The organism is Caballeronia sp. LZ001 (assembly GCF_031450875.1).
In the GTDB taxonomy this organism is placed as follows: domain Bacteria; phylum Pseudomonadota; class Gammaproteobacteria; order Burkholderiales; family Burkholderiaceae; genus Caballeronia.
Map to the genome: position 1 here is coordinate 3,524,790 of NZ_JARTVX010000004.1, position 23,519 is coordinate 3,548,308.

Sequence of the window (23,519 nt, forward strand, 5' to 3'; positions counted from 1 at the left end):
GCTTCTCTGGAGAACACGCATGGATATGGACGCCGTCACGTTTTCACCTTCTGGAAACTGGGTCAAGCGGGAGCCAGGTCGGCCGGAGACGGTCTATCGCTTTTTGGAGCGAACGAAGACTCACATTTACATGATGGAGATTGGTAAGGAGCAGAAGGACGGAACATTCAAGCTGCATAGTCCCCCAAAGACGACGGCACTACGCAGGACTTGGAGGGTTCGAGACGTCGAAAAATGGGTGATGGCAAACCGGCTTGAAAGAGTGCAAGAGCGAGGAATTCCAAAGCAGATGAGTTTAGCGGGAGACAGTGAGCACGAAGGAAAAACACAATGCGATGACATCATTGCAATGAAGCGCGAAGCCGTCGCCTACGTCAAAAAGCACTTTGGGATGCGCTGGATTTTTTCGGACAAAACGTACAAGGAAGCTGTCAAGGACGCAGTCGTCGCCTTTGAAACGTCTAAGAAGACAGTCGAGAATTGGTTGGAGTACGACTTGTTCTACGGAGGACATCCCTACGCAAACATGACCCATGATTGGCTCAAGGGAGGGCTAGGAAAGGAGAAGCCTGAGATAAGGGATGAAAACGGTAAAGTCCGACTTCGCGGGAGACCTACGGACGCGGAGAGAATAGACCCGGACACGCGATATCGGCGCCGAACGTGTTCGAGAGCATTGCGAGAAAAGTGGACCGCTTTCGTTCGCGCTCAAGGTTTGTTGACGAATGATAACTTGGGCGTCATCTTGGACCGCTTCAAGCTCACCCAAGTAGCTTTCAATCGAGATGAAAACCGGATATTAAGAACCTATCCAGCCAAGCGGCAGTTGCCTCGGGACAGCAACATGAGGGACTTGGCCAGAGCCACGCTGCGGAAAGCTCGCGCTGACAAAAAAGCGAGACAAAGCGACGAGCCGGGAGGTCGCCGCGTACTCTCGGGCGGTTCAGCGGGGTTACTTGCGAATGGCGACCTGAACGTGTTGGATTTGGACGCGACTATCGCAGATAACTTCATTCGGTACGGCGGGCATGACATCTACATCGACGGAACTGGAAAACCGACGGTGCTCCTCGCAATAGACCGAGCGAGCGACCTTATCCTAGGATGGTACGTGACATTCGGATACGAGAACGGCGATTGTTATCGCCGTTGTCTTTTCTCGGCTTACACGCCAAAAGAGGAAGACCTACTTCGTTGGGGCGTTCCTCACTTGATATCTGGAATGGCCTACGGCCAGGCATCAGTCGTGTTCGTTGACCGCGGCCCTGGCATGTCTGAAGCGACTCAAATGGCGGCGGTCGACCGCCTCAACGGCGACATGAAGTTCGCGCGGCCCGGTGACCCCCAAGGTAAGGGCCATGTCGAGGGCGGGATGGGTTGGTTTCAGAAGGCTCTTTCGAACGTACTCGGTTCGACGCATAAGACTGGAGATGATGACGTTGACCGCGAGCGTCGGCTAGAAGCGAAGGTGAAGGCCCTTCCCCTGGACGTATTTATGGTTGCTCTACTCACGGGTATATATATACGCAACACTACGATGGACGTTACGCATCTCATGACAGACGAGATGCTGAACCCGAAGCAGAAGCACCTGAAGCCACCGCAGCCCACGCCCATTGGAATCTATACCTATAACAAGAGTCTCCGTGGCGGTGATTTCGCGGATGACTGGAGCGAGGAAGAAGTGTCCAAGCGCCTAAACGACAAGCATGTCTTGTCAGCCACGAACGGTGTGGTGACGCTAGGTAAGCGCCGGTTCACGTCACCGCTGCTGAAGGCAGTGGCAAAGGCCTTCAAAGATACAAACCCGGGCTCGCCATTCGAGGTGACTGTGTACTCACTCGCCAATGCTCCGCACACCCTCGTGTGGGATGACCCAGCGGGAAAATTACGTCCGCTCGAGGCGACGGAGCAAACAGCCCTCAACTATCCCAACACGTTCGTGTGGGAACATACCTTTATCAATAGGCTGAAGAATCTAAACCTTTCTGAAGCATTGCGGATGGCGGAAGAGGCCATCAACAAAGCGAAGCGGACATCCGCGGCCGTGGTGTCTCAAGCGGAGGAGAAGATTCTGAAGGCCGCAAATTCGAGACGGACTGGGAAACGAGGTGCTGTGGTGGCGACGCGCGCTTCCGCCAAAGAAGCCCTTGACCGCGAAGACGCTGCGAGCATGCTCAAACGGTTTGGTCAGCCCGAATCGCCACAGCCGACTGCTGACATCAGCTCGTCCTATCCGACACTGGTTGCCGGGGATGACGACTAGGCGGAATTCCGGGCACTTGCCGAGGTAAAGACTCGCATAAATTCCGATGGAGGAAGCCGCCAAACCCTTTATCCATGGGGGTTGGCGGCTTTTTCATTTGGAATTTGAGTTCAATCTTTTTTTGTCGATGCCGGTTTATGTTTTTCGACGAAACTAGGAGGCATTTTGTCCCCGAGCAGCAGGTGCGATAAGGCTTGGGAAGCCCGCGCTGCAAGGATTTGTGGCCACGTTGTGAACTTTCGCCGTTAAGGAGCCAAACCGTTTTCGGCATAAAGGCGCCAGGGAGTTTTCGGCGTTTAGGCGCCGCAAGTTTTTCGGCATATAGGCGCCAGTAGATTTTCGCCGTAAAGGCGCCACTGGCGTCTGAGTCGGGCGCTCGAACTTCACCAACCGCTACTCTGCCGGCACGCATTTGCTCCGGAGGGTGGCTTGAAGAGGAAGTTCGAGATGTACCAATATCGACAGGTTCTGGTGCGAATGCGCCAGGGTGACTCCGACCGGGATATCGACCGGTCGAAGATCATGGGCCGTAAGAAGCTGGCAGCCGTGCGGGAGATCGCAACCGAGCGCGGGTGGCTTTCTCCGGACAACGCTCTGCCGGATGACGCGCAGCTTGCTACAGCGTTCAGCCACAAGGAGTTCCTGCCCGCGAGCTGTATCTCGTCGGCCGAACCGTGGCGCGAACAGATTGCCCAGTGGCACGACGCGGGCGTCCCCGGCACGACGATTCACAGCGCGCTGGTGCGCAACCACGGCTACACGGGAAGCTACTCATCCGTCTACAGGCTACTTCAGCAATTGAAGGCGGAGCTCACGCCGGATGTTCCGATGCGGCTTGAGTTCAAACCCGCAGAAGCCGCGCAAGTTGATTTCGGCGCAGGTCCGACCATCACCGATGCACACACCGGTGAGGTCCACAAGACGTGGTTCTTCGTGATGACGTTGTGCTGGTCGCGGCATCAATACGTTGAGTTTGTCCGCGATCAGAGCGTCGACACATGGTTGCTATGTCACCGTCACGCCTTCGAGTGGTTCAATGGCGTAGTGGGCCGCGTCATCATCGATAACCCCAAGTGTGCCATCGTCAAGGCCTGCATCTACGAACCCGAAGTCCAGCGCGCTTACGCGCAATGCGCCGAAGGGTATTCGTTCAAGGTCGATCCGTGTCCGCCGAGGGACCCGGCTAAAAAAGGAATTGTCGAGTCGGGCGTCAAATACGTGAAGTCGAGTTTCCTTCCTCTTCGCGAATTCCGTGACCTTGACGACGCCAACCGGCAAGCGCGAGCCTGGGTGATGCACGAGGCCAGCACCCGGACGCATGGCACGACGCGCGAAGTGCCGCTCAAGCGTTTCGAGGATGTCGAACAGGCGCTGTTGCAGCCGCTTCCCGATGTGCCGCCCGAGCTGGCAACCTGGGCGCGCGTGAAGGTTCATCGCGACGCCCATGTGCAATTCGAGCGCGCCTACTATTCTGTGCCGTTCCGGCTTGCCGGTAAAGATCTGTGGCTCAAGGCGACCGCCACCATGGTGCAGCTCTACTACGAGCACGAACTGTCGGCATCGCATGTCCGCCAGACTACGCCAGGAACGCGTATCACTGTGGCCGATCACATGCCGCCAGCAGCACAGGCCTGGCAAATGCACGACACCCAATGGTGTCTGAGAGAAGCACAACGTATCGGGCCGTCATGCTACGCGCTTGTTCACACGCTCTTCGGCGATCAGGTTCTCATCAAGCTGCGCGCCGTCCAGGGCGTGCTGCGCTTCGCTCAGCAGTTCGGCGCATCGCGCCTGGAGGCGGCCTGCCGTCGCGCGAATCACTTCGGCACGCCGAGCTACAAAGCCGTCAAGCTGATCTTGCAGAAAGGCCTCGATCAGACCTGGCTGTCGATTGAACCTGTTGAGTCAGGCTCGACCACCTACACCCACGGCGGCCGCTTCTGCCGCGATACCCAGACTCTCCTGATCCATTGAACATGAATCCAATTCCCGAACTCACGTCTTCTCTTAAGCAATTGCGACTGTCCGGCATCCTCGACACGCTCGAAGCACGCAACCGTGAAGCCATCGACCGTAAGCTCGCCTATACCGATTTCCTGACGTTGCTTATCCAGGACGAGATCGCACGGCGCGATCATCGAAAGCTCGACGCCCGCATGCGCCGCGCGAACTTCCGTGGACAGAAGACACTGGAAGGTTTCGACTTCGACCGGCTACCCAATCTTAATCGCGCCGTCGTCCATGATCTCGCGACCTGTCGCTTCATCGATGAGAAGGTCAGCGTGCTGATCGCCGGTCCTTGCGGAACAGGCAAAAGCCATCTGGCGCAGGCACTGGGCCACTCCGCCGCCCGGCAAGGTCACGATGTCCTGTTCATGACTCAGACTCGGCTTCTCAGCACGCTACGCAACGCGCAAGCCGTGGGCTCCTACGAACGGCGATTCCAGGCGCTTGCCAAGGTGCCGTTGCTCATCATTGACGACTTTGGACTGAAACCCATGCGCACGCCCGAAGACGAAGACTTCCACCATCTGATTGCCGAGAGGTACGAGCGTACATCGACTGTCTTAACAAGTAATTTGGATTTTACGGAATGGGGCGACGCGTTCGCGACCAACAAAATGCTCGGCGCTGCAACGCTTGATCGCTTGCGACACGCGGCATACCGCGTCGTGCTCGACGGCGAGAGCTACCGTGTTCCACGCCCGATGCCCGAGAGCAACAAATCAGCACTTGCGAAAGGAGGTAAAAACAAGGATTCTTGATCCCCGTTCGAGCCCCGAATCAGGCGCCTTTCGCTGGCGCCATTGCGCCGAAAACACCCGGCCCCTTTACGGCGAAAAGCAACACACGTTGCGCCTTTCACGAAAGCTTTCTATTTGGGAAGGACACGAGTTTTGTAAAGCGCCCCTTCGGGGGCGTTTTTGTTGGATGGGCATATCCTGAAACAAGTGGCACCCTTTTCTAAGCGGTAAAACAACGCCGGTAAGCGTCAATCTTTGCATTTAACCGGCAAAAAAACGCGCTTTAACTTAGCAAGCTCAGCTGAGATTTCGGAGGAATCAGGCCAGCGCCTGCGCGCTCACCGCCTTGCGCAAAATCTCCAACAGGAAAGACGTGGCAAGCCGCGCCGGCATAACGACGCGCGCACTGCGCAATATCGAACGCGGCGGACAAGGGTCGCTCGATTCTTTTATCCGCGTCGCAATGGCATGTTGGGCCTTGCCGACAATCTGGATCTCCCTTTCGAACTCAAGCCGCGCTCCGATCACAAGGAAGTCTGCGCGGTCGAGGCCATGTACGGCGCCATTGCAACTGCGTGCGAGCTACGAATGCCCGTCGCGGCTTATTTCAGTCTCGGCGATTCCATGGCCGCCTTTGGTATCGAACGATTCGATCGCGAGCTGCATGCGGGTCCCCATGCGTACGGCAGCCGGCGTGGCGCACGCCGACTTTCGCGTCCCTCAGATGCACTACGTCACGCTCTTGCGACTCATGCAGTTCATGACGCGCGATGTACGCGAAGTACTTCAGGCCTCCGAGCGATGCGTGTTCAACGTCGTCTTCGACAATCGCGACGATCACGCCAAGAACTTATTCTTCGTGGTGGACGCGGATGGCCGCTGGCAGTTTCCACCCGCGTACGACCTCACGTTTAATTCAGGTCCGGGCGGCGAGCATCAAATGGATGTCTGCGGAGAGGCAAGGGCCGTGACGCGCGAGCATCTCATGAAGCTCGCCAGCAAGACCGGCATCGCTCCACGTGTCGCTGCGCGCTCCATCGATCGAATCGCGGCCATCGCATCGGACCTCAAACGCTAAGCCGACAACCTGCCGATAACCGTCGAAACCCTCGACGCCATGACTAAGACGATCTCGACCAACCAGGTGCGCGTGGCCAGACGCCTGTGAACAACCCTGTCAACAGCTCGACTGTTCATCTGTTGGCGGTTTCTGGATAACTTCGCGTTAACCCGCAAACACCGAAAGTTGTCCCAGCTTCCGTCCGCAAACGCGCTCGCCATACCGGACTTGTTAAATCGCCAACTCGTTGATCGGAAAAGCACGACGGTACTTATCCACTGAAACGCCTCGTGCTTGTTAACTATTACTACGTATATATACGAATCCTTTTGTTAACTTAGACAGACGAGGCGCGCTGCTCAAAACCCGTGCGATGTTTCAGACCGCAGCCGACGCATGCACGTCTTTCAACCGCTCACGGCTGTTGCTCAGATGCAGGCGCATTGCTGCGCGTGCGTCGTCGCTGTCCTGACGCACGATCGCCCGATAAATCGCCTTGTGTTCACTCAGCACATTGCGCAGGCGTTCGATCTGATCCAGCTCCGCCAACTCCGCCCGGCCAAGCCGCGTGCGAGGACTCACGCCTCGGCCCATCTGGCTCAGGACGTCGTAGAAATATCGGTTGCCGCTTGCCCGAGCAATTTGCAGATGAAACTCGACGTCATGTTCGAGAACATCGGTGCTGCCGCTCGTCAGTTGATCCTCGAAGTTTCTGAGCGTCGCGGCAATCTGCTTCAGATGCTGCTCCGTACGGCGTCCCGCAGCGAGCGCGGCGGCAGCGCCTTCCAGATCGATGCGAAACTCGATGATCGCCATGATGTCCAGCAGGTTCGACAACTCGACGCCCGGTAAGCGAACGGTCTCGCGCCCGGACGGCGCCAGAATGAAAGTGCCGACGCCATGCCGCGTCTCGACGACATTCGCAGCCTGCAACCGCGACACCGCTTCGCGCACCACCGACCGGCTCACCGACAGTTGCTTCATCAACGCGGCTTCGGTCGGAATCCGGTCGCCAGGTCGCAGAACGCCGCGCTCGATTTCCTCGAACAACGTGGTGACAACTTTATCGGTCAAACTCGCCATGTTCTCTTGATGTTGGGAAGAATGGTGTGGTCGGACATCTTGTCCGCGCCGTGGGCAGCGCCTGTAACTTGGATGTCAGACAACGCATCTTGTCGTCACGCCGTTCGTTCGTCAACTCGGCGATTCCAGCGCTCGCAGCGCTTAGCAAATAGGATGTCATATAACTAGCCGCGTTCAACGGTACCGCTTCAAACGTGGCCGCAAAAAGGATTAAGGGTTAACTCCGCTGTCTAATGTGGATGAAAACACAGTACCCTGTGTTAAGACGTCTGATGACATTTGCAATCTCAGACACCGGCTTCTCATCGAAAGACAGTCGCTCAAGGAGACACCATGTCATCAACGGCACCTTATCAAGCTTTGCCCAATACCTTCCGGGCGGCGCTTCTCGCACGCAAGAAAGTGATTGGATGCTGGACGTCGCTTGCCAGTCCTATCGTCGCGGAATTGCTCGGCGTTGTCGGCTTCGACTGGATTTTGCTCGACGCCGAGCATGCGCCCAACGATTCCATCACGCTGATTCCGCAGCATATGGCGCTAAAAGACAGCGTCAGTGCGCCCGTGGTGCGGCCACCGGCCAACGACGCCGTCGCCATCAAGCGCTTGCTCGACGCGGGCTTCGTCAACTTTCTCGTTCCGTTCGTCGATAGCGCCGACGACGCTCGCCGCGCCGTGGCATCCACACGCTATCCGCCGCAGGGCATTCGCGGCGTGTCGGTCGGGCATCGGGGCAACCGGTATGGCACGGTGCCCAATTACTTCGCCCTGGCCAACGACAACATCGCCGTCGCGGTGCAGATCGAAAGCCGCGCGGCCGTCGAAGCCATCGACGAAATCGCGGCCGTCGACGGCGTCGATGCGCTCTTCGTCGGGCCTTCGGATCTCGCGGCATCGTACGGACATCTCGGCAATGCGAATCATCCGGACGTACAAGCCGCCATCAAACATGTCTTCGAACGCGTGCACGCGGCTGGCAAGTCGAGCGGCATTCTCGCGCCCGTGCAGCAGGAAGCCGAGCGCTATCTCTCGTTGGACTGCACGATGGTCGCGGTCTGCGCCGACCTGGGGCTGCTCAGGAACGCCGCGCAGGGCGTGAAGAAGCACTTCATCCAGGAGTAAGCTGCGCGGGTGGCAAGACCCGCAGCTGACTTCGAGAATCGAATCTGAAAACCGACCAAGGAGCGACACAATGCAAAAGGCAGGCTTTATCGGACTGGGCATCATGGGCAATCCCATGGCCGCCAATCTCCTCAAGAACGGCGTCGAACTCGCGGCATTCACGCGCAGCGGCGTGCCCGCCGATCTGACCGGCGCGGGCGCCAAGGCGTGCGATAGCCCGGCGGATGTCGCCGCCCAGGCCGACATCATTTTCCTGATGGTGCCGGACACGCCCGATGTAGAGCGCGTGCTGTTCGGCGAGAACGGCGTCGCGCAGAACTTGCGCGCGGGTCAGATCGTCGTCGATATGAGCTCGATTTCGCCCATCGCCACGCGCGAGTTCGCGGCGAAGGTGCGCGAGCGCGGCGCGGATTACCTCGATGCGCCCGTTTCCGGCGGTGAAGTCGGCGCGAAGGCGGCATCGCTCACCATCATGGTCGGCGGCGCGCAGGCGACCTTCGACAAGGTCAAGCCGTACTTCGACATGATGGGCAAGAACATCTCGCTGATCGGCGAAGTGGGCGCCGGGCAGGTCTGCAAGGTGGCGAATCAGGTGATCGTCGCGGCAACCATCGAAGCAGTCGGCGAAGCGCTGCTGCTGGCGTCGAAGGCCGGCGTCGATGCCGAGAAGGTTCGCACCGCGCTAATGGGCGGCTTCGCGTCGTCACGCATTCTCGAAGTGCACGGCGAGCGCATGACCAAGCGCACGTTCAATCCGGGCTTCCGGATCGAATTGCATCAGAAGGACTTGAATCTGGCACTGACGACCGCGCAGTCGCTTGGCGTGTCGCTGCCGAACACGGCGACGTGTCAGCAGTTGTTCAACTCGTGCAGCGCGCATGGCGGCAAGGCGTGGGATCACTCGGGAATGGTTCGCGCGCTGGAGATCATGGCGAATCATGAGATTGGGCAGGAAAAGAAGTAAGACGCTGGTTCAACTGTCGTCGACAAGCCGGCGTTCGCCGGCTTTTTGTTTTTGGCTGGCTCATTGGAGCTTGGCCCATACCGTGAGGCTCGACGCGGGCGCACTCGCTATGAGTTGTCGGACGTCTTAATTGGCCTTTGCCCATTCGAACCGCTAGAAGGATCGAGCTCCGTAGAGGGCTTGTACGAAAGGACTCGGGCGCGACAGGGTAAACGCCGAATTGGTGCTCAAGCCGACTCGCGATACCATGTCATCTGACAACGTATAACGATGACGGCGTGCTTCTGCATGTCACATAACGCGCGCGAACCGCTGATCGTATATTGCGCGGAAAGACGGCGAAGACGCGCTACATCACTTTCATGGATACCGGCGTCGCGACGCGCGAGACATCGTCTTGGTTCTCCGCGTGCCATCGGTGCCGCGACTCAATGTGCTCTCGCGCGAAAACAAGCGCAGCGCAAACCAACTCAACGAAGCTCCGACCATGTCCACTCAAGCACCTCAAGCGAACGCCACACCCAAAGTCACCGACCTGCGCGTCGTACAGGTCGCGGGCCGTGACAGCATGCTCATGAACCTGAGTGGCGCGCACGGGCCGTTCTTCACGCGCAACATCGTGATCCTCACCGATAGCGCGGGCAATCAGGGCGTCGGCGAAGTCCCGGGCGGCGAGAGCATCCGCAAGACGATCGACGATGCGCGCGCGCTCGTCGTCGGGCAATCTATCGGCAACATGCAGGCGGTGCTGAACCGCGTGCGCACGCAATTCGCGGATCGCGACGCGGGCGGCCGCGGCCTGCAGACGTTCGACTTGCGTACGACCATCCACGCCGTCACCGCGCTCGAAGCGGCGCTGCTCGATTTGCTCGGTCAGCATCTGGGCGTGCCGGTCGCGGCGTTGCTCGGCGAAGGGCAGCAGCGCGACGAAGTGGAGATGCTCGGCAATCTGTTCTATGTCGGCGATCGCAACAAGACGGACCTGCCGTACGCGAGCGGCGCGGATGGCCGCGACGACTGGGAACGCCTGCGCACCGAAGAAGCGATGACACCGGAAGCGGTCGTCCGTCTGGCCGAGGCCGCGAAGGCGCGTTACGGCTTCAACGATTTCAAGTTGAAGGGCGGCGTGCTATCCGGCGACGAAGAGATGCAGGCGACGACCGCGCTCGCGGAACGCTTCCCGGAAGCGCGCGTGACGCTCGATCCGAACGGCGCGTGGTCGCTTGCCGAAGCCATCCGCCTGTGTCGCGACAAGCACGACGTTCTGGCCTACGCCGAAGATCCGTGCGGCGCGGAAAACGGTTACTCGGGCCGCGAAGTGATGGCCGAATTCCGCCGCGCGACTGGCCTGCCGACGGCCACCAACATGATCGCGACCGACTGGCGGCAGATGGGTCACGCAATCCAGTTGCAATCCGTTGATATTCCGCTTGCCGATCCGCACTTCTGGACCATGCAAGGCTCGGTGCGCGTCGCGCAGATGTGCAACGACTGGGGTCTTACGTGGGGATCGCATTCGAACAACCACTTCGATGTATCGCTCGCGATGTTCACGCATGTGGCCGCCGCCGCGCCGGGCAAGATCACCGCAATCGATACGCACTGGATCTGGCAGGATGGCCAGCGTCTGACGCGAGATCCGCTGCAAATAGTGGGCGGCAAGGTGAAGGTGCCGGAGCAGCCGGGTTTAGGCGTCGAACTCGATATGGATGAAGTGGAGAAGGCGCACGCGCTGTATCTGCAACACGGACTCGGCGCGCGCGATGATGGCGTCGCCATGCAGTATCTTATTCCGAACTGGAAGTTCGATAACAAGAGACCTTGCATGGTGCGATGAGCGGGCAGTGATCTAAGGGACTGCGGCGAAAATGCTTCGTTTGGGGGCGGGGCATTTTTGTCGCGAGGGAAGAAGCGTCTGGAATCTTCGGCGTAATCTTCGCCGTCGCTGCGACATTGGGAATTGCACTGATCCTTATCGGCCGAACGGCATTTGGTTACAACACCCTGCTACCGCCTGTGAAAGTGAACTGACATAAATCCGGTGACGGCTCTTTACCTACGAAGCGGCAAAGACACCGTCACCGGTCGCTACCTGCGGAACGTTCGCCTCAGTCGAATTACGTCGTCCCATTGATTCGTTCGGTCAGTGCAATTGCCGCAGCGGGATTGCGCTCCTTATATCCACTGATGACGTAAAGAAACACATCCCGCGAACCGACCTTCGCACCCGCGCTTGTCGATGCCCTCGCCATATCCTCAGGCACGCCACCCGCCGCCCATTCTTTCGCGCGGCTCGCCCAGCCATCGAGCGCCGCCTTCGAGTAACCTTGCTTCTGCTTCTCTGTCGTTCCCATGATGCGTGCATAGACGAATGGTGCGGTCGTATCCGCGATTTGCGGATACTTCGAGTCTCCCGCGACGACAATCGCCACGCGATGTTTTCGCGCCAGAGCCACGAATGCCGGATCGCTGAAACTCTCGTGTCTCACTTCGACGGCATGACGAATTCCGCGGCCTTCCACTTTCGCGGGCAGCAGCTTGAGAAAAGCGCCGAAGTCATCGGCATCGAACTTCTTGGTCGCTGCGAATTGCCAGTTGATCGGGCCGAGCTTGTTCTGTAGTTCCAGCACGCCGCTCTTGAAGAAACGCTCGATGGTTTCGCCCGCATCGGCGAGTACCCGGCGATTGGTCGCGTAACGCGGCGCCTTCAGTGAGAACACGAAGTCGTCCGGGGCTTCATCGCGCCATTTGGCGAAGGTCTCGGGCTTTTGCGAGCCATAGAACGTGCCGTTCACCTCGATGGTCGTGAGCGCGCGGCTCGCGTATTCGAGCTCCTGCTTCTGCGCGAGGCCCTTCGGATAGAACGTGCCGCGCCAGGGCTCGAACGTCCATCCGCCGATACCGACGCGAATCCGCGCCGTCTTTCGCGTGGCCATATGTCGTCCTCGATGTCGTGTGTTCGCCGATGCGGCTTACTTGCGCCCAACCAGATAGGTCACGCCTTGCGGTCCGTAGCGTTCTTCATGCTCGAGATTCGCGGACAGCTGGAAGATCTCGCCGACGCGATACAGCCGCTCGTCATCGCCAACGCGGATGGCGATCTCGCCTTCGACAATTAGCGCCTTGGCTTCGAAGGGATGCGCGTGAATATCCATTACGCCGTTCGGCTCGCGCGTGACGGTCATGACTTCTTGAAAGCCCTCCTCGGGAAGAAGGGCGAGGAATTCGTCTCGGTGCATGGCGATCGTTCCAAAGGGAAAAGGAAAGCGCGCCCGCATACGAGAATGCGAGCGCACGGGATCATGCACCGGATGCTAGCGCAACTTTCAGGCCGCGCTTGCTGCTTCAGTTGCCGAAGAATATGTCGCAGGGCGGCCCGCGCACGCACGGCTTGGAGATGCCCGCGTTGGTTCCGGTCGTGCCGATTGCGCCAGTGGCGCCACGAGAGGCGGGCGCGCCGCCATACGACATATCGCCCGTTTGGCCTTGCGTGCCGCCTTGCATCGCCGGTTGCGACGAGCTATCCGCCGTGGTTTGTCCCGGCACCTGCGCCGTGCGGTAATACGTTTCCTGCGCCGAGGCGCTGCCAAGAGCCACCAGTAGCGAGGCGGCAAGCGCCGTCGCGACGAGACGTGTTTTCATATCGACTCCTTAAATGAGAGGCACGAACCGACAATGGCCGGGTCGCGCTTTTCGTTGTAGCGAACCGTCGTTCGCACACGACGTGCCACGGTGCGTTCTACTCGATGGCAGTGCGCGAAGAAGCGTCAGGGCCGGTTCCGGTCGGCTTCTGCCATGCGACCACTTGCCGGACTTGTAGATATGCAATTCGAAGGCGACTGCGAAGCAGTCAGGGCCGAACGCCAGTAAGACCGCTGGCGGATGATGCACCCAGGACATGCCGCATTGCACACTTCGTTATAGGCCGCGCAGCCGCCATTGAACAGGGTATTTGCTGCATCGCTGGCAATCCGGTCGGTGGCCTGACGCAAGCCGGGCGTGCGCGTCATCGTGAGGTCGGCCTAGAATGCCGAATGTGATCATCAAGGACATCGCCGACATGACTGTCATCATCTATCACAACCCGAAGTGCGGCACCTCGCGCAACACACTCGCGCTGATCCGCAATGCGGGCATCGAGCCGAAAGTCGTCGAGTATCTTACCGCGCCGCCGGATCGCGCGACGCTCACTTCGCTCATCGCGCGCGCCGGGCTTTCCGTGCGCGAAGCGCTGCGCGAAAAGGGCACGCCCTACGCCGAGCTCGGCTTGGGCGACACGAGTCTCACCGACGAGCAACTCATCGACGCCATGCTCGCGCATCCAATCCTCATCAATCGTCCGTTCGTCGATACCCCGAAAGGCGCGCGACTGTGCCGTCCATCCGAACGCGTGATCGATCTTCTGCCGGAGCCGCAAAAAGGACCATTTGCAAAGGAAGACGGCGAAGTGGTTATCGACGAAGCAGGCAAACGCTTGCTCTGATTTGACCGTTACCTGACGTTACCTTTCTCGCGGGTCTGTTGCACCTGTGTCAGGAATCGCCTTCTAGACTGCACTCGACATCACGCAATCGGGGCAAGGAGAAGGCGACATGAAGAAGCAGCTTGCAACTGTGGCAATCGCGTTGGCAGGACTCGGGGGTTTGGCGGTATCGACGACAGCATCGGCGCATGTCGATGTCGCGGTAGGCGTCGGCGTGCCGGTTTATGCGCAGGCCCAGCCGGTCTACGTGCAGCCCGCATACGGATACGGCTACGGCGATGAACGCTGGCGCGAACACGAATGGCGACGCCACGAGCGCGAGCGTCATTGGCGGCATGAGATGCATCGCGAACAACGCTGGCGCGAACATCACGGCTGGTAAGCGCATCGACTTTCTGCGCCTGGAAACGCGGCGGGCCGCAAGGTTGCGCCGCGTTGCTTTTTCAATGATGCGAGAGTGCGCCGACGCGCACAGGCAACTCCGCCAGTCACTCTTCCTCGCCAATACCCGCCGGACGTTGACTCGGCGGCTTGCGCATCCAGCGCTTCAGCAAGCCTTTCTCGATGATCCGCCCAACCGTCAGCAGCACGATGAGAATCACCGTGGCGATCAGCGCGAGACTCCATACGCCGAGCCCACACAGAATGCCCACGGCCGCCGTCACCCAGATGGAAGCCGCCGTGGTCAGCCCGCGAATGCGGTTCTCGCGCGGATTCTGAATGATCACGCCCGCGACCAGAAAGCCGATGCCCGTCACGATGCCTTGCACCACCCGCGAGACTTCGGTGTTGTGCGCGAGCGGCTCGGTGGAAAATCCGAGCGCACACATGGTCGCGATGCATGCACCTAGCGACACGAGCCCGAGCGTCTTCATGCCGGTCGGTTTGCCGTGCAGATCGCGATCGACGCCGATGATGCAGCCGATCGCCACCGCGACGAGCATGCGGACGACGGCATCGATGAGAATGGGTTGAGGAAGCATCGCGAAGAAACAGGACTGAAAGGGACGCTGCATCTTCGCATCAAAGGTCCGGACGCGCGCGGGATATTTTGGCGGGCTAACGTGCCGGTTCCTTGCAAGGAGACAACGTGAACCACCGTCCCAAATTCTCGATGATCGATGCCGCGCCGACGCCTGTCGGCCCGTTCTCCCACGCGGCAGAAGCCGACGGCTGGGTTTTCCTCACCGGCCAAATGCCGACCGACCCCAACGACGACAACGCCCCGCTGCCCGAGGGCGTCGCCGCGCAGACGCGCCGCGTGATGGATAACCTGATCCTCGTGCTGACGGGACTCGGCCTCACGCTCGACAGCGTGGTGAGCGCGCGCATCTTCCTCACCGAGTTCAAGCGCGACTACGACGCGATGAACGCCGTGTACCGCTCTTACTTTCTGCCGAAGCCGCTGCCGGCGCGCACGTGCATCGGCGTGACGGGCCTTGCGCGCGATGCGCTCGTCGAGATCGATTTCGTCGCGCGGCGGCCCTGAAGTTCAACGCCGCTTCGATGCGTCGACCCAGCGAAACGTCAAGTTGATGCGTTCGCCGCGCGCGCCCGGCTCCTTCGGCACGCGATGCACCCATTCCAGCTGCGTGCGTCCGCGCATCACGAGCAGGCTGCCGTGCGTCAGCGCGAGCGCGTGCGTGGCATGCGTGCGCGCGTGGCGGAATTCGAATGCACGCGTGGCGCCAAGACTCACCGACGCGATCACCGGCTCGGGCCCGAGCTCGCGTTCCTTGTCGGCGTGCCAGCCCATGCTGTCGAGCCCCGTGCGATAACGGTTGAGGAGCACGCTGTTGAAACGCGCGGCGCACACGTCCTGAGCGGCATCGCGCAACCGGGCGACGGCGGGCGTCCACGGCTGCGGCACGTTGCGGATGCCCGAGTAGACATAGACGGCATCCGGCTCGCCTTGCCACGCGGTCAGGCGCGGCAGCGGCAAACGGCCGCGGGGCGTGTTCATCGTGTCCTGCTGCCAGCTTACTTCCGCGATCAGCTCGCCCATGAGATCGGAACCGGCGTCGGAGTCGATCCAGTCCGGGTGCCACACGATATCGGGTTTGGGAATGTCGTCGAAGAGATCGAACATGGGAACGCCGGCGTGCGCGGAAAAAGTCCACGATAGCAGAGCTGTCGCATGCTGCCTTGCGCCCTCATTTCATCAGGCTCGGGCGTTGTGCTACAGTCGCCTCGCCATCTTGAAAATGTACGAGGACACGCATGAACACCACCGCCGAAGCGACCGGCGGCGCGGCGTCGAGCCGGCGCATTCTGATTGTCGACGACAGCGAGGACGCCGCGCTTGCCATGTCGATGCTGCTCGAAGCACTGGGCCACGAAGTGCGCACGGAGCACGACGGTCCGCGCGCGCTGCAGTCCATCGACGATTTCAAACCCGACGTGGTGCTGCTCGATATCGGTCTGCCGGGCATGAACGGCTTCGACGTGGCGCGCGAGATGCGCAAGCGCCCCGTCACGCGCGACGCCTTGCTGCTCGCGCTGACCGGTTACGGCAGCGACGCGGATCGCCAGAATTCGATCGATGCCGGCTTCGATCATCACCTCACCAAGCCGGTTTCCATCGACGCTCTGGAAGCGCTGCTCGGCTAACGCCGCCTCATTCCTCGACGCGCAGTCTCGCCATATACGGCAAGTGATCGGACAGCCATGCGGTGTCCTGCGTCGGCACGAGCCATTCGACAGGCTTAAGACCGCGCACGAACATCTTGTCGAGCGCGAGCGCGGGCGAGAACGCCGGAAAGGTGCGGCCGGATTCGCCGAGCATCGTCGCGACCTCGCTCATGCCGAGTTCGCGAAATAGCGGCACGGAATCGTTGCGCCAGTCGTTGAAATCGCCTGCCAGCACGAGCGGGCCTTCCGGCGCTTCCTTCGCAATCCAGTGCGCGATCCAGTTCATCTGACGCAGACGCGCGGAACGCGTGAGCGCCAGATGCGCGCACAAGAGCGTGATGGCCTTGCCGGCGAAAGTGGCGCGCGCGACCAGCAAGCCACGCTTTTCGAAGCGATGCGCCGAGATGTCCCAGCGCCCGGACAGATCCAGCGGATGCGGCGACAAGATGGCGTTGCCGTGCCGCCACGACGGCTTGAACACGTTCGGCCCGAGGGCGATCTGCAATTCGAGCGCGGTGGCGATTTCGGTGGCCTGGCAATGCCAGACATCGTCGAGCGGCGCTGCAAGCGGGTTGCCGAAACCGCTTGCGAGCACGGGCTGCGGCATGCGCCGCGCCATCGCTTCCTGGAGAAAATAGACGTCGGCGTTGGTGGTCTGAACCCACCGCTGCATGGCGTTCCAGGCGCGCAGTCCGAGCGGTGAGCGGCCCTTGTGGAGGTTCCAGCTTACGGCGGTGAAATCCGGCGTGCCGTTGTGCGTGGATGGACCTGGCGGAAGATGTTCTGGATTTCGCATGCGTTCGTTGTGTGGTGGCGCGGCCTCTCTACTTTATGTCACGAAGGCCGTCATTGCGTTGCTGGTGCCGAAGCCATGCTCGCGCGCACTCGATACAGCAGCGTCGGATTGCTGTCGACGATCTTCCATTCGCCCCATTCGCCGGGCTTCAACACGAGCCCCGGATGCGATCCGCTCACCTGACGCGGCACCGGCGGCAACTTGCAGCCGGCCGCCGTGGTCCGCGAGGAATCATCCTGAAGCGTTTCCTGAGCGTCGATGGCGAGCGTGATGTCGTCGGCGCCCGCGTGCGTCGGCGAAACGGTGATGGTGCGCGTGAGATCGATGTCGCCCGCTGGCTGATTCGCACAGCCGACCTGATTCTGCGTGATGTTGTGATGCGTATCGGTGCGCGCCTGGCCGACATTCGTCGTGGCGGAAAACGAATCGATTTGCTGACCGTCGCGCACGACCTGCAACTCCCAGTCGACAGGCTGCGGCGTGCTTGACTGCGCCCAGGCAGGTCCCGCCGATACCACCACGAGGCACGCGCTCGCAGCAAGCGCAAATCGAAAGGGGAGCGGCAAGACGGTTCGTGTTGTTCTTTGCATTGAAGGCTTCTCCGGCGCACGGGCGGTTCGGATGGCGGCGTTTCGCTTTTCCGCGTGATCTGCTTGGGCGAAAGCCGCTGGATCGGCGTTTCCTCGGCGACTTGATTCTGACCGGGCTGCACGGCTACGGTTCAGCCAGAATCCTTACCAAAACCCGACATATGAGGCCGCACAAAACACTTCGCAGCCAAGTTGGAAAAACGCCGCAGAAAAACAGCACGTTTCGAACCCGCTCGCGGCACGCTCACACGTGGGACGAACGATGATACTCGCGCCTGCGCTACGCGGCGGAATTGGCAGCAGACCCGCGAGACTGCTCGCTTGCGTGGTGTTTTGTCGTCGCTACACTGGCTTTGTCGACCAAAACAATGACGGGGTGTGACATGACGACAGCCGTGGTGAAACAGGAACTGGCGGTGGCATCGTTCAGCAAGGTCTACAGTCTCGACGACGTGGAAACCGCGCTCAACGACTTGTCCGAAGGCGCAAGCGACGCCCTGCGCGCCACTTACGAGAAGATGCTCAAGGTCGGCAATCTGCGCTTCTGCGTGAAGCCGAATCGCATGCCGTGCATCGACGACCTTGCGGCTTCCCTGCCGAACTTCGAGGAGCCGCTCGACGACATTCGCAAGCAGATCGCGCTGTGCCTCGAAACCGAGGACCGCCTCGAACTCATGCCAATGCTGTTGCTCGGCGAACCCGGCATCGGCAAGACGCATTTTGCGAAGCAGCTTGCGCGAATGCTCGGGACCACGTCGCATTACGTGGCGATGAGTTCGCTCACCGCCGGATGGATTCTCTCGGGCGCGTCGTCGCAATGGCGGAACGCCAAGCCAGGCAAGGTGTTCGACGCCCTCGTGAACGGCAGCTACGCGAACCCCGTCATTACCGTCGATGAAATCGACAAGGCCACCGGCGACGCGCAATACGATCCGCTCGGCGCGCTTTACGCGTTGCTCGAACACGACACGGCGCAGACTTTCATCGACGAATTCGCGGAAGTGCCGATCAACGCGGGCAACGTCGTGTGGATTGCAACGGCCAACGACGCGCGCGCCATTCCCGAGCCGATCATGAACCGCATGAACGTCTACGAGATTCCCGCGCCGGATCGCGACGGCGCGCGTCGTATCGCGCAGGCGATTTACGACGACATCCGCTCGACGCACGCGTGGGGCCGGCGCTTTCCCGAAACGCTCGGCGATGCCCCGCTCGATGCGCTCACGCAAGCCTCGCCACGCGGCATGCGGCGCGCGATGCTCAACGCGTTTGGCAACGCGCGTATCGACGGACGGCATCAGGTCGAGGCGCGCGATATCCAGCTCGACCGTAATTCGCGCAAGAAAGCGATCGGTTTTTAAAGCGCACGAATTTTTGGAATTGCCGAAAAAGCCATGGAAACATGGCTTTTTTGTCATCGGACGGCCAGTTTCATGCCTTTTTCTGCATTGCTCCGTAATTCGGTTCAATTGCCATGCGTTTGTTGTGCAACTCGCAATAGTCAAGAACGTAGAATGGTTGCGAGCTATCTTGCAACGGAACGGACATGGATCGGATCGAGTGCGTGGTAATCGGCGCGGGCGTGGTTGGGCTTGCGATTGCTCGACAATTGGCGATGCGCGGGCGCGAAGTGATCGTGCTGGAAGCGGGCGAGGCGATCGGCATTGGCACCAGTTCGCGCAACAGCGAAGTGATTCACGCGGGCATCTACTATCCGCGTGGATCGCAGAAAGCCGAACTGTGCGTGCGCGGGCGCGAAATGCTGTACGAATACTGCCGCGAGCATGGCGTGCCGCATCGGCAATGCGGCAAGCTGCTCGTTGCCACGGCGCGCAATCAGATTCCGCAGCTTGCGGGCATCGAACAGAAGGGCCTGGAAAATCGCGTGGAAGGTCTCGTGCGGATCAGCGGCGCACAGGCGGCGGAGATGGAGCCGCAACTGACGTGCGTCGAGGCGGTGTGGTCGCCGAGTACGGGAATCGTCGACAGTCACCAGTACATGCTGGCGCTACAAGGAGATGCCGAGAATCACGGCGCGAACATCGTGTTTCATACGCCGGTGGCCGCCATCGACGCGCGCGAAGGCTGCTTTATCGTCGAGACCGGCGGCGATGCCCCGGCGCGCTTCCGGGCGTCGTTTCTGATCAACAGCGCGGGGCTTCACGCGAACAGGATCGCCAGCAAGATTCGCGGTCTCGACGATCGTCACGTGCCGCCGCTCTACTTCGCGAAGGGCAACTACTTCAGCGTGAGCGGGCGCGCGCCGTTCGAACGGCTCATCTATCCGATGCCCAATGAAGCGGGACTCGGCGTGCATCTGACCGTCGACATGGGCGGCCAAGCCAAGTTCGGTCCTGATGTCGAATGGGTGCAGTCGCTCAATTACGATGTCGATCCGCGCCGCGCCGATTCCTTCTACGCCGCGATTCGTGCGTATTGGCCGGGTCTGCCCGACGACGCGCTGCAGCCGGCCTACGCGGGCATCAGGCCGAAGCTCTCGGGTCCGGGGCAGGCAGCCGCCGACTTCATGATTCAAGGCAAGTCCGCGCATGGCGTGCCGGGGCTCGTGAATCTGTTCGGCATCGAATCGCCCGGACTGACGGCTTCACTCGCCATCGCCGAGCGCGTGGCGGACATGATGCGTTAGCCGCGATTCCCCCGGGTTCTTATCTATAACATTTGGCTTCATCGATTCGCTTCCGGATTGTTATGCTCGGGCATCGCCGTCGTCAGAACGGCGTTTTCCCCCAATACAACATGGAGCGAGTCACCATGAAGGCATCTCGTCGTACGTTTCTCATCACCAGCGTGGGCGTTGCATCGACGTTCGCGCTCGGCTCGAAAGCCGCTTTCGCCGACGCACCGAAGGTCGACGAAAACGATCCCACCGCCAAGGCGCTCGGCTACAAGGAAGACGCGACCAAGGTCGATAAGGCCAAGTTCGCCAAGTACGCCGCCGGCGAAGACTGCGGCAACTGCCAGTTCTATCAAGGCAAGGCCGCCGATGCCTACGCCCCGTGTCCGATGTTCGCGAACAAGCAGGTCGCCTCGAAGGGCTGGTGCGGCGCGTATGTAAAGAAGGCCTGAGCTTTCTTCGTTCTACGACGAACGCGCCTGGCGGCATTGCCCGGCGCGTTTTGCGTTGTAGCCGCTTGATAAGCAAACGCATGGTCTTTACACTCGCCAAGGCAAATTCAGCCTTACGCCTCGCCTGAGCAAATGCATTCGATGCACCGGGCGATACGCGCACGACGCGGCCAACGGGGGTCCGTCCGATGGCACGAAACCCAATGATCGACAAACCAAAGGGATTCGCATGGCAGGCAGACCATTGAATGCGCGCGCCGTCGCGGCCGCGGTTATCGGCAATGCGCTGGAGTGGTACGACTTCACCGTGTTCGGTTTCATGACTGTCGTCATCGCCCGCTTGTTCTTTCCGAGCTATAGCGACTACTCATCCATTTTGCTGACCACCGCGACCTTTGGCGTCGCGTTCGTGATGCGGCCGGTCGGCGGCATCGTGCTGGGTCTTTATGCGGATCGCGCGGGACGCAAGGCGGCGCTCACGTTGGTTATCGCGATGATGACCATCGGCATTCTGCTGCTCGCGATAGCGCCGCCATACTCGGCAATCGGGATTGGCGCGCCGCTCGTGATCGTGTTCGCGCGGCTGTTGCAGGGCTTCTCCGCCGGCGGCGAGTTCGGAACGGCGACCGCGCTCTTGATCGAAGCAGCGCCGTTTTCCCGACGCGGTTTCTACGGCAGTTTCCAGATGGCGAGTCAGGCGGCGGCGCTCTTGCTCGGCGCGCTCGTCGGCGCGGCGATCACGCGTGGACTGTCGCCTGAAGCGCTTGATTCATGGGGCTGGCGCGTGCCGTTCGTTCTCGGTTTGATCATCGGGCCGATCGGCCTGTACATTCGGCGCAACATGGCCGATACCGAAGCGTTCCTGCACGCGAAGAAGACCGCGCGCCGCGCGACGCTTGGTGAAGTCTTCCGCAATCACAGCCGCGAAGTGCTGTGCGGGCTCGGTTCGGTGATCGCGCTGACGGTGACGGTCTATGTGCTGATCGCCTATCTGCCGACCTTCGCGGTCAAGCAACTCAAGCTGCCGCTCGGGCAGTCGTTCACGGCGCTGATCGTCGGCAATCTCATCTTGACCGTGCTTTCGCCGGTGGCGGGCGCTTGGTCGGATCGAATCGGACGCAAGGGCCTGACCTTGTGGTCGCTTCTCATCACGCTCGTGATCATCTATCCGCTCTTCGCGTGGCTCGCCGCCGAACCGAGCGTGGCGCGGCTCGTGGTCGTGCAGGCGCTCTTGTCGATCACGCTGTCCGGTTACTACGGGCCGTTCGGCGCGCTGATCGCGGAGCTGTTTCCCGCTCATATCCGCTCGACCGGGCTTGCGCTCGCGTACAACATCGCGGTGATGCTGTTTGGCGGCTTCGGGCAGTTCATCGTGACGTGGCTCATCAAGACGACGGGCTCGCAACTCGCGCCGACCTTCTACGTGATGGCGGGACTCGTGCTTTCGATCATCGCCGTGGCCTGCATTCCGGCGACGCGTCACGTCGATGTCGACGAGGCGCGTGACGGCATCCGCTAGGCGGTCGAGCGCCTGCGCGACGCTTCAACGCTCCAGGCCCGCTGCGACGAGCAATTCCGCGAGGACTTCGGAGAGACCGCCTTCGTGGTTCGCGGCGCGTTCCTTCAATTGCGTCACGAGCTTCTCGTCCAGCTTGCAGGCAAACGGCACGAGACCCTTGGCCTGATCCAGCTTGCGCTGCTCGCGGCGATCCAGTTTCGGCGCTTCCGCTGCGCCCACGCGCGGCTTGCCGCCTTGCTTCAGGTCGTTGGCGAGCTTGAACGCCTTGGTTTGTTCCAGTTGAAATTTGTTCACGCGATGCTCCGTTGCGGCGTTTTGATAGGCAGGGGCCGTATTGTACGTGGAGGTTCACACGCGGCTTGCATCCGCGAGACCGTCGATGCGCTCGCGCATGCGCTTCCAGTGCGAGCCTTCCCAGAAGACGCGGCGGCAGACATCGCAAGTCACGAAACGCGTGTGCCGTTCGCGCACGCCGTCGGGCACGCGGTCGTCGATCTCGCTCGCTGCCGCGCGACGCAGCGGCGCGTTGCACATGAGGCAGAGGCGAAACGCGCGCACATGCGGCGCGAGATCGAGACGTTCCGCCACTTCACGCCATTGCTCGTCGGCATGCAGTGCGCGCACGTAGCAGCCGTGCAGCAAATTTTTTCGCTTGAGCAATTCGCGGTCGCGCGTAAGGACGATGCGTGCTTCATCGTGCGCAAGGCGCTCGATTTCATCGTCGGCGAAGTTGTTGTCGTAACGCGTGTCGAAACCCGCGAGCCGCAACAGTTGCGCGAGGCCGCCGAGATGCGCATCGGCGATAAAGCGCAAATTTTCCGCGACGAGTGCCGGCCGCAAGAGCCGCGCGCCTTCGGCCATGCCGGGCGGCACGCGCCGCGCGGGATAGATCTCGATGACATCGTTTTCTTCGATCGGCGCGTCGAAGCCGGCCGGATGCCCGTTGCGCACGATCAGCGCCACTTCCGTGTGCGGCACGCCCAGCGCTTCGATCATGTGTTTGGCCGACGAAGACGGCGGACAGGCGCAAGCGAATGCCTGCCCGCGTTGGGGCCGCGCCAGAAAGTCGTTCAGTTCGCGATGGAAGTGAAAGCGCGCCGTGACCATGCAGGGAGTATCGCATCGGCGGATTCGGCGTGCTGCCAGTCGATGTGCTCTACTGGCGCTCGGTCGGCAA

26 protein-coding genes are annotated in these 23,519 nt (G+C 60.8%); 15 read left to right on the forward strand and 11 right to left on the reverse strand.

The annotated features are described in order from the left end of the window. The first annotated feature begins 19 nt into the window (after positions 1 to 19). The 3 genes from P9292_RS27390 to istB all read left to right on the forward strand — a co-directional run bounded on the left by P9292_RS27390 (position 20) and on the right by istB (position 5,031). Positions 20 to 2,266 carry a hypothetical protein gene (locus P9292_RS27390; protein ID WP_309962216.1) on the forward strand — a complete coding sequence of 749 codons (2,247 nt, stop codon included), beginning with the start codon at positions 20 to 22 and terminating at the stop codon, positions 2,264 to 2,266. Positions 2,267 to 2,713: 447 nt separating this feature from the next. Further along, positions 2,714 to 4,240 (forward strand): IS21 family transposase, encoded by a 1,527-nt coding sequence (istA, locus tag P9292_RS27395; RefSeq protein ID WP_309957873.1) that lies wholly within the window; start codon positions 2,714 to 2,716, stop codon positions 4,238 to 4,240. A 2-nt stretch (positions 4,241 to 4,242) separates the two neighbouring features. Next, the gene (gene istB, locus P9292_RS27400; protein WP_309962218.1) at positions 4,243 to 5,031 is read left to right on the forward strand and encodes an IS21-like element helper ATPase IstB; all 789 of its coding nucleotides are present in this window, start codon (positions 4,243 to 4,245) and stop codon (positions 5,029 to 5,031) included. A gap of 297 nt (positions 5,032 to 5,328) precedes the next feature. On the opposite strand, the gene P9292_RS27405 is transcribed toward istB, so the two are convergent. Further along, a complete protein-coding gene (locus P9292_RS27405; RefSeq protein ID WP_309844733.1) occupies positions 5,329 to 5,538 on the reverse strand; it encodes a hypothetical protein in 210 nt (69 codons plus the stop codon). Positions 5,539 to 5,686: 148 nt separating this feature from the next. On the opposite strand from P9292_RS27405, the gene P9292_RS27410 reads away from it, so the two are divergent. After that, on the forward strand, positions 5,687 to 6,088 hold the full coding sequence (locus tag P9292_RS27410) for a HipA domain-containing protein (RefSeq protein WP_309962219.1): 402 nt from the start codon (positions 5,687 to 5,689) through the stop codon (positions 6,086 to 6,088). A 360-nt stretch (positions 6,089 to 6,448) separates the two neighbouring features. Here P9292_RS27410 and P9292_RS27415 read toward each other — a convergent pair whose 3' ends face one another. Continuing rightward, positions 6,449 to 7,153, reverse strand: a complete 705-nt coding sequence (locus tag P9292_RS27415) for a FadR/GntR family transcriptional regulator (protein WP_250509615.1) — start codon at positions 7,151 to 7,153, stop codon at positions 6,449 to 6,451. A 333-nt stretch (positions 7,154 to 7,486) separates the two neighbouring features. On the opposite strand from P9292_RS27415, the gene garL reads away from it, so the two are divergent. The 3 genes from garL to gudD all read left to right on the forward strand — a co-directional run bounded on the left by garL (position 7,487) and on the right by gudD (position 11,073). Continuing rightward, complete coding sequence (gene garL, locus P9292_RS27420) at positions 7,487 to 8,272, forward strand: 2-dehydro-3-deoxyglucarate aldolase (protein WP_309844724.1); 786 nt, start codon at positions 7,487 to 7,489, stop codon at positions 8,270 to 8,272. A 70-nt stretch (positions 8,273 to 8,342) separates the two neighbouring features. Continuing rightward, complete coding sequence (locus P9292_RS27425; protein ID WP_309962221.1) at positions 8,343 to 9,236, forward strand: 2-hydroxy-3-oxopropionate reductase; 894 nt, start codon at positions 8,343 to 8,345, stop codon at positions 9,234 to 9,236. Between the two features lie 487 nt (positions 9,237 to 9,723). Next, on the forward strand, positions 9,724 to 11,073 hold the full coding sequence (gene gudD / locus P9292_RS27430; protein WP_309962223.1) for a glucarate dehydratase: 1,350 nt from the start codon (positions 9,724 to 9,726) through the stop codon (positions 11,071 to 11,073). Positions 11,074 to 11,353: 280 nt separating this feature from the next. Here gudD and P9292_RS27435 read toward each other — a convergent pair whose 3' ends face one another. From P9292_RS27435 to P9292_RS27445, 3 genes are all read right to left on the reverse strand, one after another. Then, positions 11,354 to 12,172 (reverse strand): DUF72 domain-containing protein, encoded by an 819-nt coding sequence (locus tag P9292_RS27435; protein ID WP_309962225.1) that lies wholly within the window; start codon positions 12,170 to 12,172, stop codon positions 11,354 to 11,356. Between the two features lie 36 nt (positions 12,173 to 12,208). Next, the gene (locus tag P9292_RS27440) at positions 12,209 to 12,475 is read right to left on the reverse strand and encodes a cupin (protein WP_309962227.1); all 267 of its coding nucleotides are present in this window, start codon (positions 12,473 to 12,475) and stop codon (positions 12,209 to 12,211) included. A gap of 106 nt (positions 12,476 to 12,581) precedes the next feature. Beyond that, a complete protein-coding gene (locus tag P9292_RS27445; protein ID WP_309962229.1) occupies positions 12,582 to 12,878 on the reverse strand; it encodes a hypothetical protein in 297 nt (98 codons plus the stop codon). A 418-nt stretch (positions 12,879 to 13,296) separates the two neighbouring features. Here P9292_RS27445 and arsC point away from each other — a divergent pair, with 418 nt between their 5' ends. Together arsC and P9292_RS27455 are read left to right on the forward strand one after the other, a co-directional pair. Continuing rightward, positions 13,297 to 13,719, forward strand: coding sequence for an arsenate reductase (glutaredoxin) (gene arsC / locus P9292_RS27450; protein WP_250509720.1), 423 nt, complete (start codon positions 13,297 to 13,299; stop codon positions 13,717 to 13,719). Positions 13,720 to 13,828: 109 nt separating this feature from the next. Further along, positions 13,829 to 14,101 carry a hypothetical protein gene (locus P9292_RS27455; protein WP_309962231.1) on the forward strand — a complete coding sequence of 91 codons (273 nt, stop codon included), beginning with the start codon at positions 13,829 to 13,831 and terminating at the stop codon, positions 14,099 to 14,101. Positions 14,102 to 14,207: 106 nt separating this feature from the next. On the opposite strand, the gene P9292_RS27460 is transcribed toward P9292_RS27455, so the two are convergent. Continuing rightward, a complete protein-coding gene (locus P9292_RS27460; protein ID WP_409015420.1) occupies positions 14,208 to 14,702 on the reverse strand; it encodes an MgtC/SapB family protein in 495 nt (164 codons plus the stop codon). Positions 14,703 to 14,833: 131 nt separating this feature from the next. On the opposite strand from P9292_RS27460, the gene P9292_RS27465 reads away from it, so the two are divergent. Then, complete coding sequence (locus P9292_RS27465; RefSeq protein WP_284503230.1) at positions 14,834 to 15,208, forward strand: RidA family protein; 375 nt, start codon at positions 14,834 to 14,836, stop codon at positions 15,206 to 15,208. Between the two features lie 3 nt (positions 15,209 to 15,211). Here P9292_RS27465 and P9292_RS27470 read toward each other — a convergent pair whose 3' ends face one another. Beyond that, a complete protein-coding gene (locus P9292_RS27470; protein WP_244826476.1) occupies positions 15,212 to 15,808 on the reverse strand; it encodes an alpha-ketoglutarate-dependent dioxygenase AlkB in 597 nt (198 codons plus the stop codon). Positions 15,809 to 15,939: 131 nt separating this feature from the next. Here P9292_RS27470 and P9292_RS27475 point away from each other — a divergent pair, with 131 nt between their 5' ends. After that, a complete protein-coding gene (locus tag P9292_RS27475) occupies positions 15,940 to 16,329 on the forward strand; it encodes a response regulator (protein ID WP_244826475.1) in 390 nt (129 codons plus the stop codon). A 7-nt stretch (positions 16,330 to 16,336) separates the two neighbouring features. Here the strand turns inward: P9292_RS27475 and P9292_RS27480 are convergent, their stop codons facing one another. Both P9292_RS27480 and P9292_RS27485 read right to left on the reverse strand, forming a co-directional pair. Further along, positions 16,337 to 17,146, reverse strand: a complete 810-nt coding sequence (locus P9292_RS27480; protein WP_250465929.1) for an endonuclease/exonuclease/phosphatase family protein — start codon at positions 17,144 to 17,146, stop codon at positions 16,337 to 16,339. Between the two features lie 50 nt (positions 17,147 to 17,196). After that, entirely contained in the window at positions 17,197 to 17,736 is a 540-nt protein-coding gene (locus tag P9292_RS27485; protein ID WP_409015201.1) for a hypothetical protein, read from the reverse strand. A gap of 383 nt (positions 17,737 to 18,119) precedes the next feature. Between P9292_RS27485 and P9292_RS27490 the strand changes: the two genes are divergently transcribed. From P9292_RS27490 to P9292_RS27505, 4 genes are all read left to right on the forward strand, one after another. Beyond that, positions 18,120 to 19,097, forward strand: a complete 978-nt coding sequence (locus P9292_RS27490) for an AAA family ATPase (protein WP_309962235.1) — start codon at positions 18,120 to 18,122, stop codon at positions 19,095 to 19,097. 185 nt (positions 19,098 to 19,282) lie between these two features. Then, positions 19,283 to 20,383, forward strand: coding sequence for an NAD(P)/FAD-dependent oxidoreductase (locus P9292_RS27495; RefSeq protein WP_250465923.1), 1,101 nt, complete (start codon positions 19,283 to 19,285; stop codon positions 20,381 to 20,383). A 125-nt stretch (positions 20,384 to 20,508) separates the two neighbouring features. Then, a complete protein-coding gene (locus P9292_RS27500) occupies positions 20,509 to 20,823 on the forward strand; it encodes a high-potential iron-sulfur protein (protein WP_244826470.1) in 315 nt (104 codons plus the stop codon). Positions 20,824 to 21,052: 229 nt separating this feature from the next. Continuing rightward, positions 21,053 to 22,342, forward strand: a complete 1,290-nt coding sequence (locus tag P9292_RS27505; protein ID WP_244826469.1) for an MFS transporter — start codon at positions 21,053 to 21,055, stop codon at positions 22,340 to 22,342. Between the two features lie 24 nt (positions 22,343 to 22,366). Here P9292_RS27505 and P9292_RS27510 read toward each other — a convergent pair whose 3' ends face one another. Further along, positions 22,367 to 22,636: a hypothetical protein gene (locus tag P9292_RS27510; protein WP_244826468.1), complete on the reverse strand. Its 270-nt coding sequence runs from the start codon at positions 22,634 to 22,636 to the stop codon at positions 22,367 to 22,369. A gap of 54 nt (positions 22,637 to 22,690) precedes the next feature. After that, positions 22,691 to 23,449 carry a Mut7-C RNAse domain-containing protein gene (locus P9292_RS27515; protein ID WP_309962237.1) on the reverse strand — a complete coding sequence of 253 codons (759 nt, stop codon included), beginning with the start codon at positions 23,447 to 23,449 and terminating at the stop codon, positions 22,691 to 22,693. Positions 23,450 to 23,519 lie beyond the last annotated feature (70 nt).

Excerpts from the sequence above, each read along its gene's own strand:
- P9292_RS27485 (WP_409015201.1), bottom strand. The coding sequence starts at position 17,736 with ATGCAAAGAACAACACGAACCGTCTTGCCGCTCCCCTTTCGATTTGCG.
- P9292_RS27505 (WP_244826469.1), top strand. The coding sequence starts at position 21,053 with ATGGCAGGCAGACCATTGAATGCGCGCGCCGTCGCGGCCGCGGTTATC.
- P9292_RS27390 (WP_309962216.1), top strand. The coding sequence starts at position 20 with ATGGATATGGACGCCGTCACGTTTTCACCTTCTGGAAACTGGGTCAAG.
- P9292_RS27410 (WP_309962219.1), top strand. The coding sequence starts at position 5,687 with ATGCGTACGGCAGCCGGCGTGGCGCACGCCGACTTTCGCGTCCCTCAG.
- istB (WP_309962218.1), top strand. The coding sequence starts at position 4,243 with ATGAATCCAATTCCCGAACTCACGTCTTCTCTTAAGCAATTGCGACTG.
- P9292_RS27515 (WP_309962237.1), bottom strand. The coding sequence starts at position 23,449 with ATGGTCACGGCGCGCTTTCACTTCCATCGCGAACTGAACGACTTTCTG.
- P9292_RS27415 (WP_250509615.1), bottom strand. The coding sequence starts at position 7,153 with ATGGCGAGTTTGACCGATAAAGTTGTCACCACGTTGTTCGAGGAAATC.
- P9292_RS27500 (WP_244826470.1), top strand. The coding sequence starts at position 20,509 with ATGAAGGCATCTCGTCGTACGTTTCTCATCACCAGCGTGGGCGTTGCA.
- gudD (WP_309962223.1), top strand. The coding sequence starts at position 9,724 with ATGTCCACTCAAGCACCTCAAGCGAACGCCACACCCAAAGTCACCGAC.
- P9292_RS27475 (WP_244826475.1), top strand. The coding sequence starts at position 15,940 with ATGAACACCACCGCCGAAGCGACCGGCGGCGCGGCGTCGAGCCGGCGC.
- P9292_RS27495 (WP_250465923.1), top strand. The coding sequence starts at position 19,283 with ATGGATCGGATCGAGTGCGTGGTAATCGGCGCGGGCGTGGTTGGGCTT.
- P9292_RS27460 (WP_409015420.1), bottom strand. The coding sequence starts at position 14,702 with ATGCTTCCTCAACCCATTCTCATCGATGCCGTCGTCCGCATGCTCGTC.
- P9292_RS27490 (WP_309962235.1), top strand. The coding sequence starts at position 18,120 with ATGACGACAGCCGTGGTGAAACAGGAACTGGCGGTGGCATCGTTCAGC.
- P9292_RS27435 (WP_309962225.1), bottom strand. The coding sequence starts at position 12,172 with ATGGCCACGCGAAAGACGGCGCGGATTCGCGTCGGTATCGGCGGATGG.
- P9292_RS27455 (WP_309962231.1), top strand. The coding sequence starts at position 13,829 with ATGAAGAAGCAGCTTGCAACTGTGGCAATCGCGTTGGCAGGACTCGGG.
- P9292_RS27480 (WP_250465929.1), bottom strand. The coding sequence starts at position 17,146 with ATGCGAAATCCAGAACATCTTCCGCCAGGTCCATCCACGCACAACGGC.
- arsC (WP_250509720.1), top strand. The coding sequence starts at position 13,297 with ATGACTGTCATCATCTATCACAACCCGAAGTGCGGCACCTCGCGCAAC.
- istA (WP_309957873.1), top strand. The coding sequence starts at position 2,714 with ATGTACCAATATCGACAGGTTCTGGTGCGAATGCGCCAGGGTGACTCC.
- P9292_RS27440 (WP_309962227.1), bottom strand. The coding sequence starts at position 12,475 with ATGCACCGAGACGAATTCCTCGCCCTTCTTCCCGAGGAGGGCTTTCAA.
- P9292_RS27445 (WP_309962229.1), bottom strand. The coding sequence starts at position 12,878 with ATGAAAACACGTCTCGTCGCGACGGCGCTTGCCGCCTCGCTACTGGTG.
- garL (WP_309844724.1), top strand. The coding sequence starts at position 7,487 with ATGTCATCAACGGCACCTTATCAAGCTTTGCCCAATACCTTCCGGGCG.
- P9292_RS27425 (WP_309962221.1), top strand. The coding sequence starts at position 8,343 with ATGCAAAAGGCAGGCTTTATCGGACTGGGCATCATGGGCAATCCCATG.
- P9292_RS27470 (WP_244826476.1), bottom strand. The coding sequence starts at position 15,808 with ATGTTCGATCTCTTCGACGACATTCCCAAACCCGATATCGTGTGGCAC.
- P9292_RS27465 (WP_284503230.1), top strand. The coding sequence starts at position 14,834 with ATGATCGATGCCGCGCCGACGCCTGTCGGCCCGTTCTCCCACGCGGCA.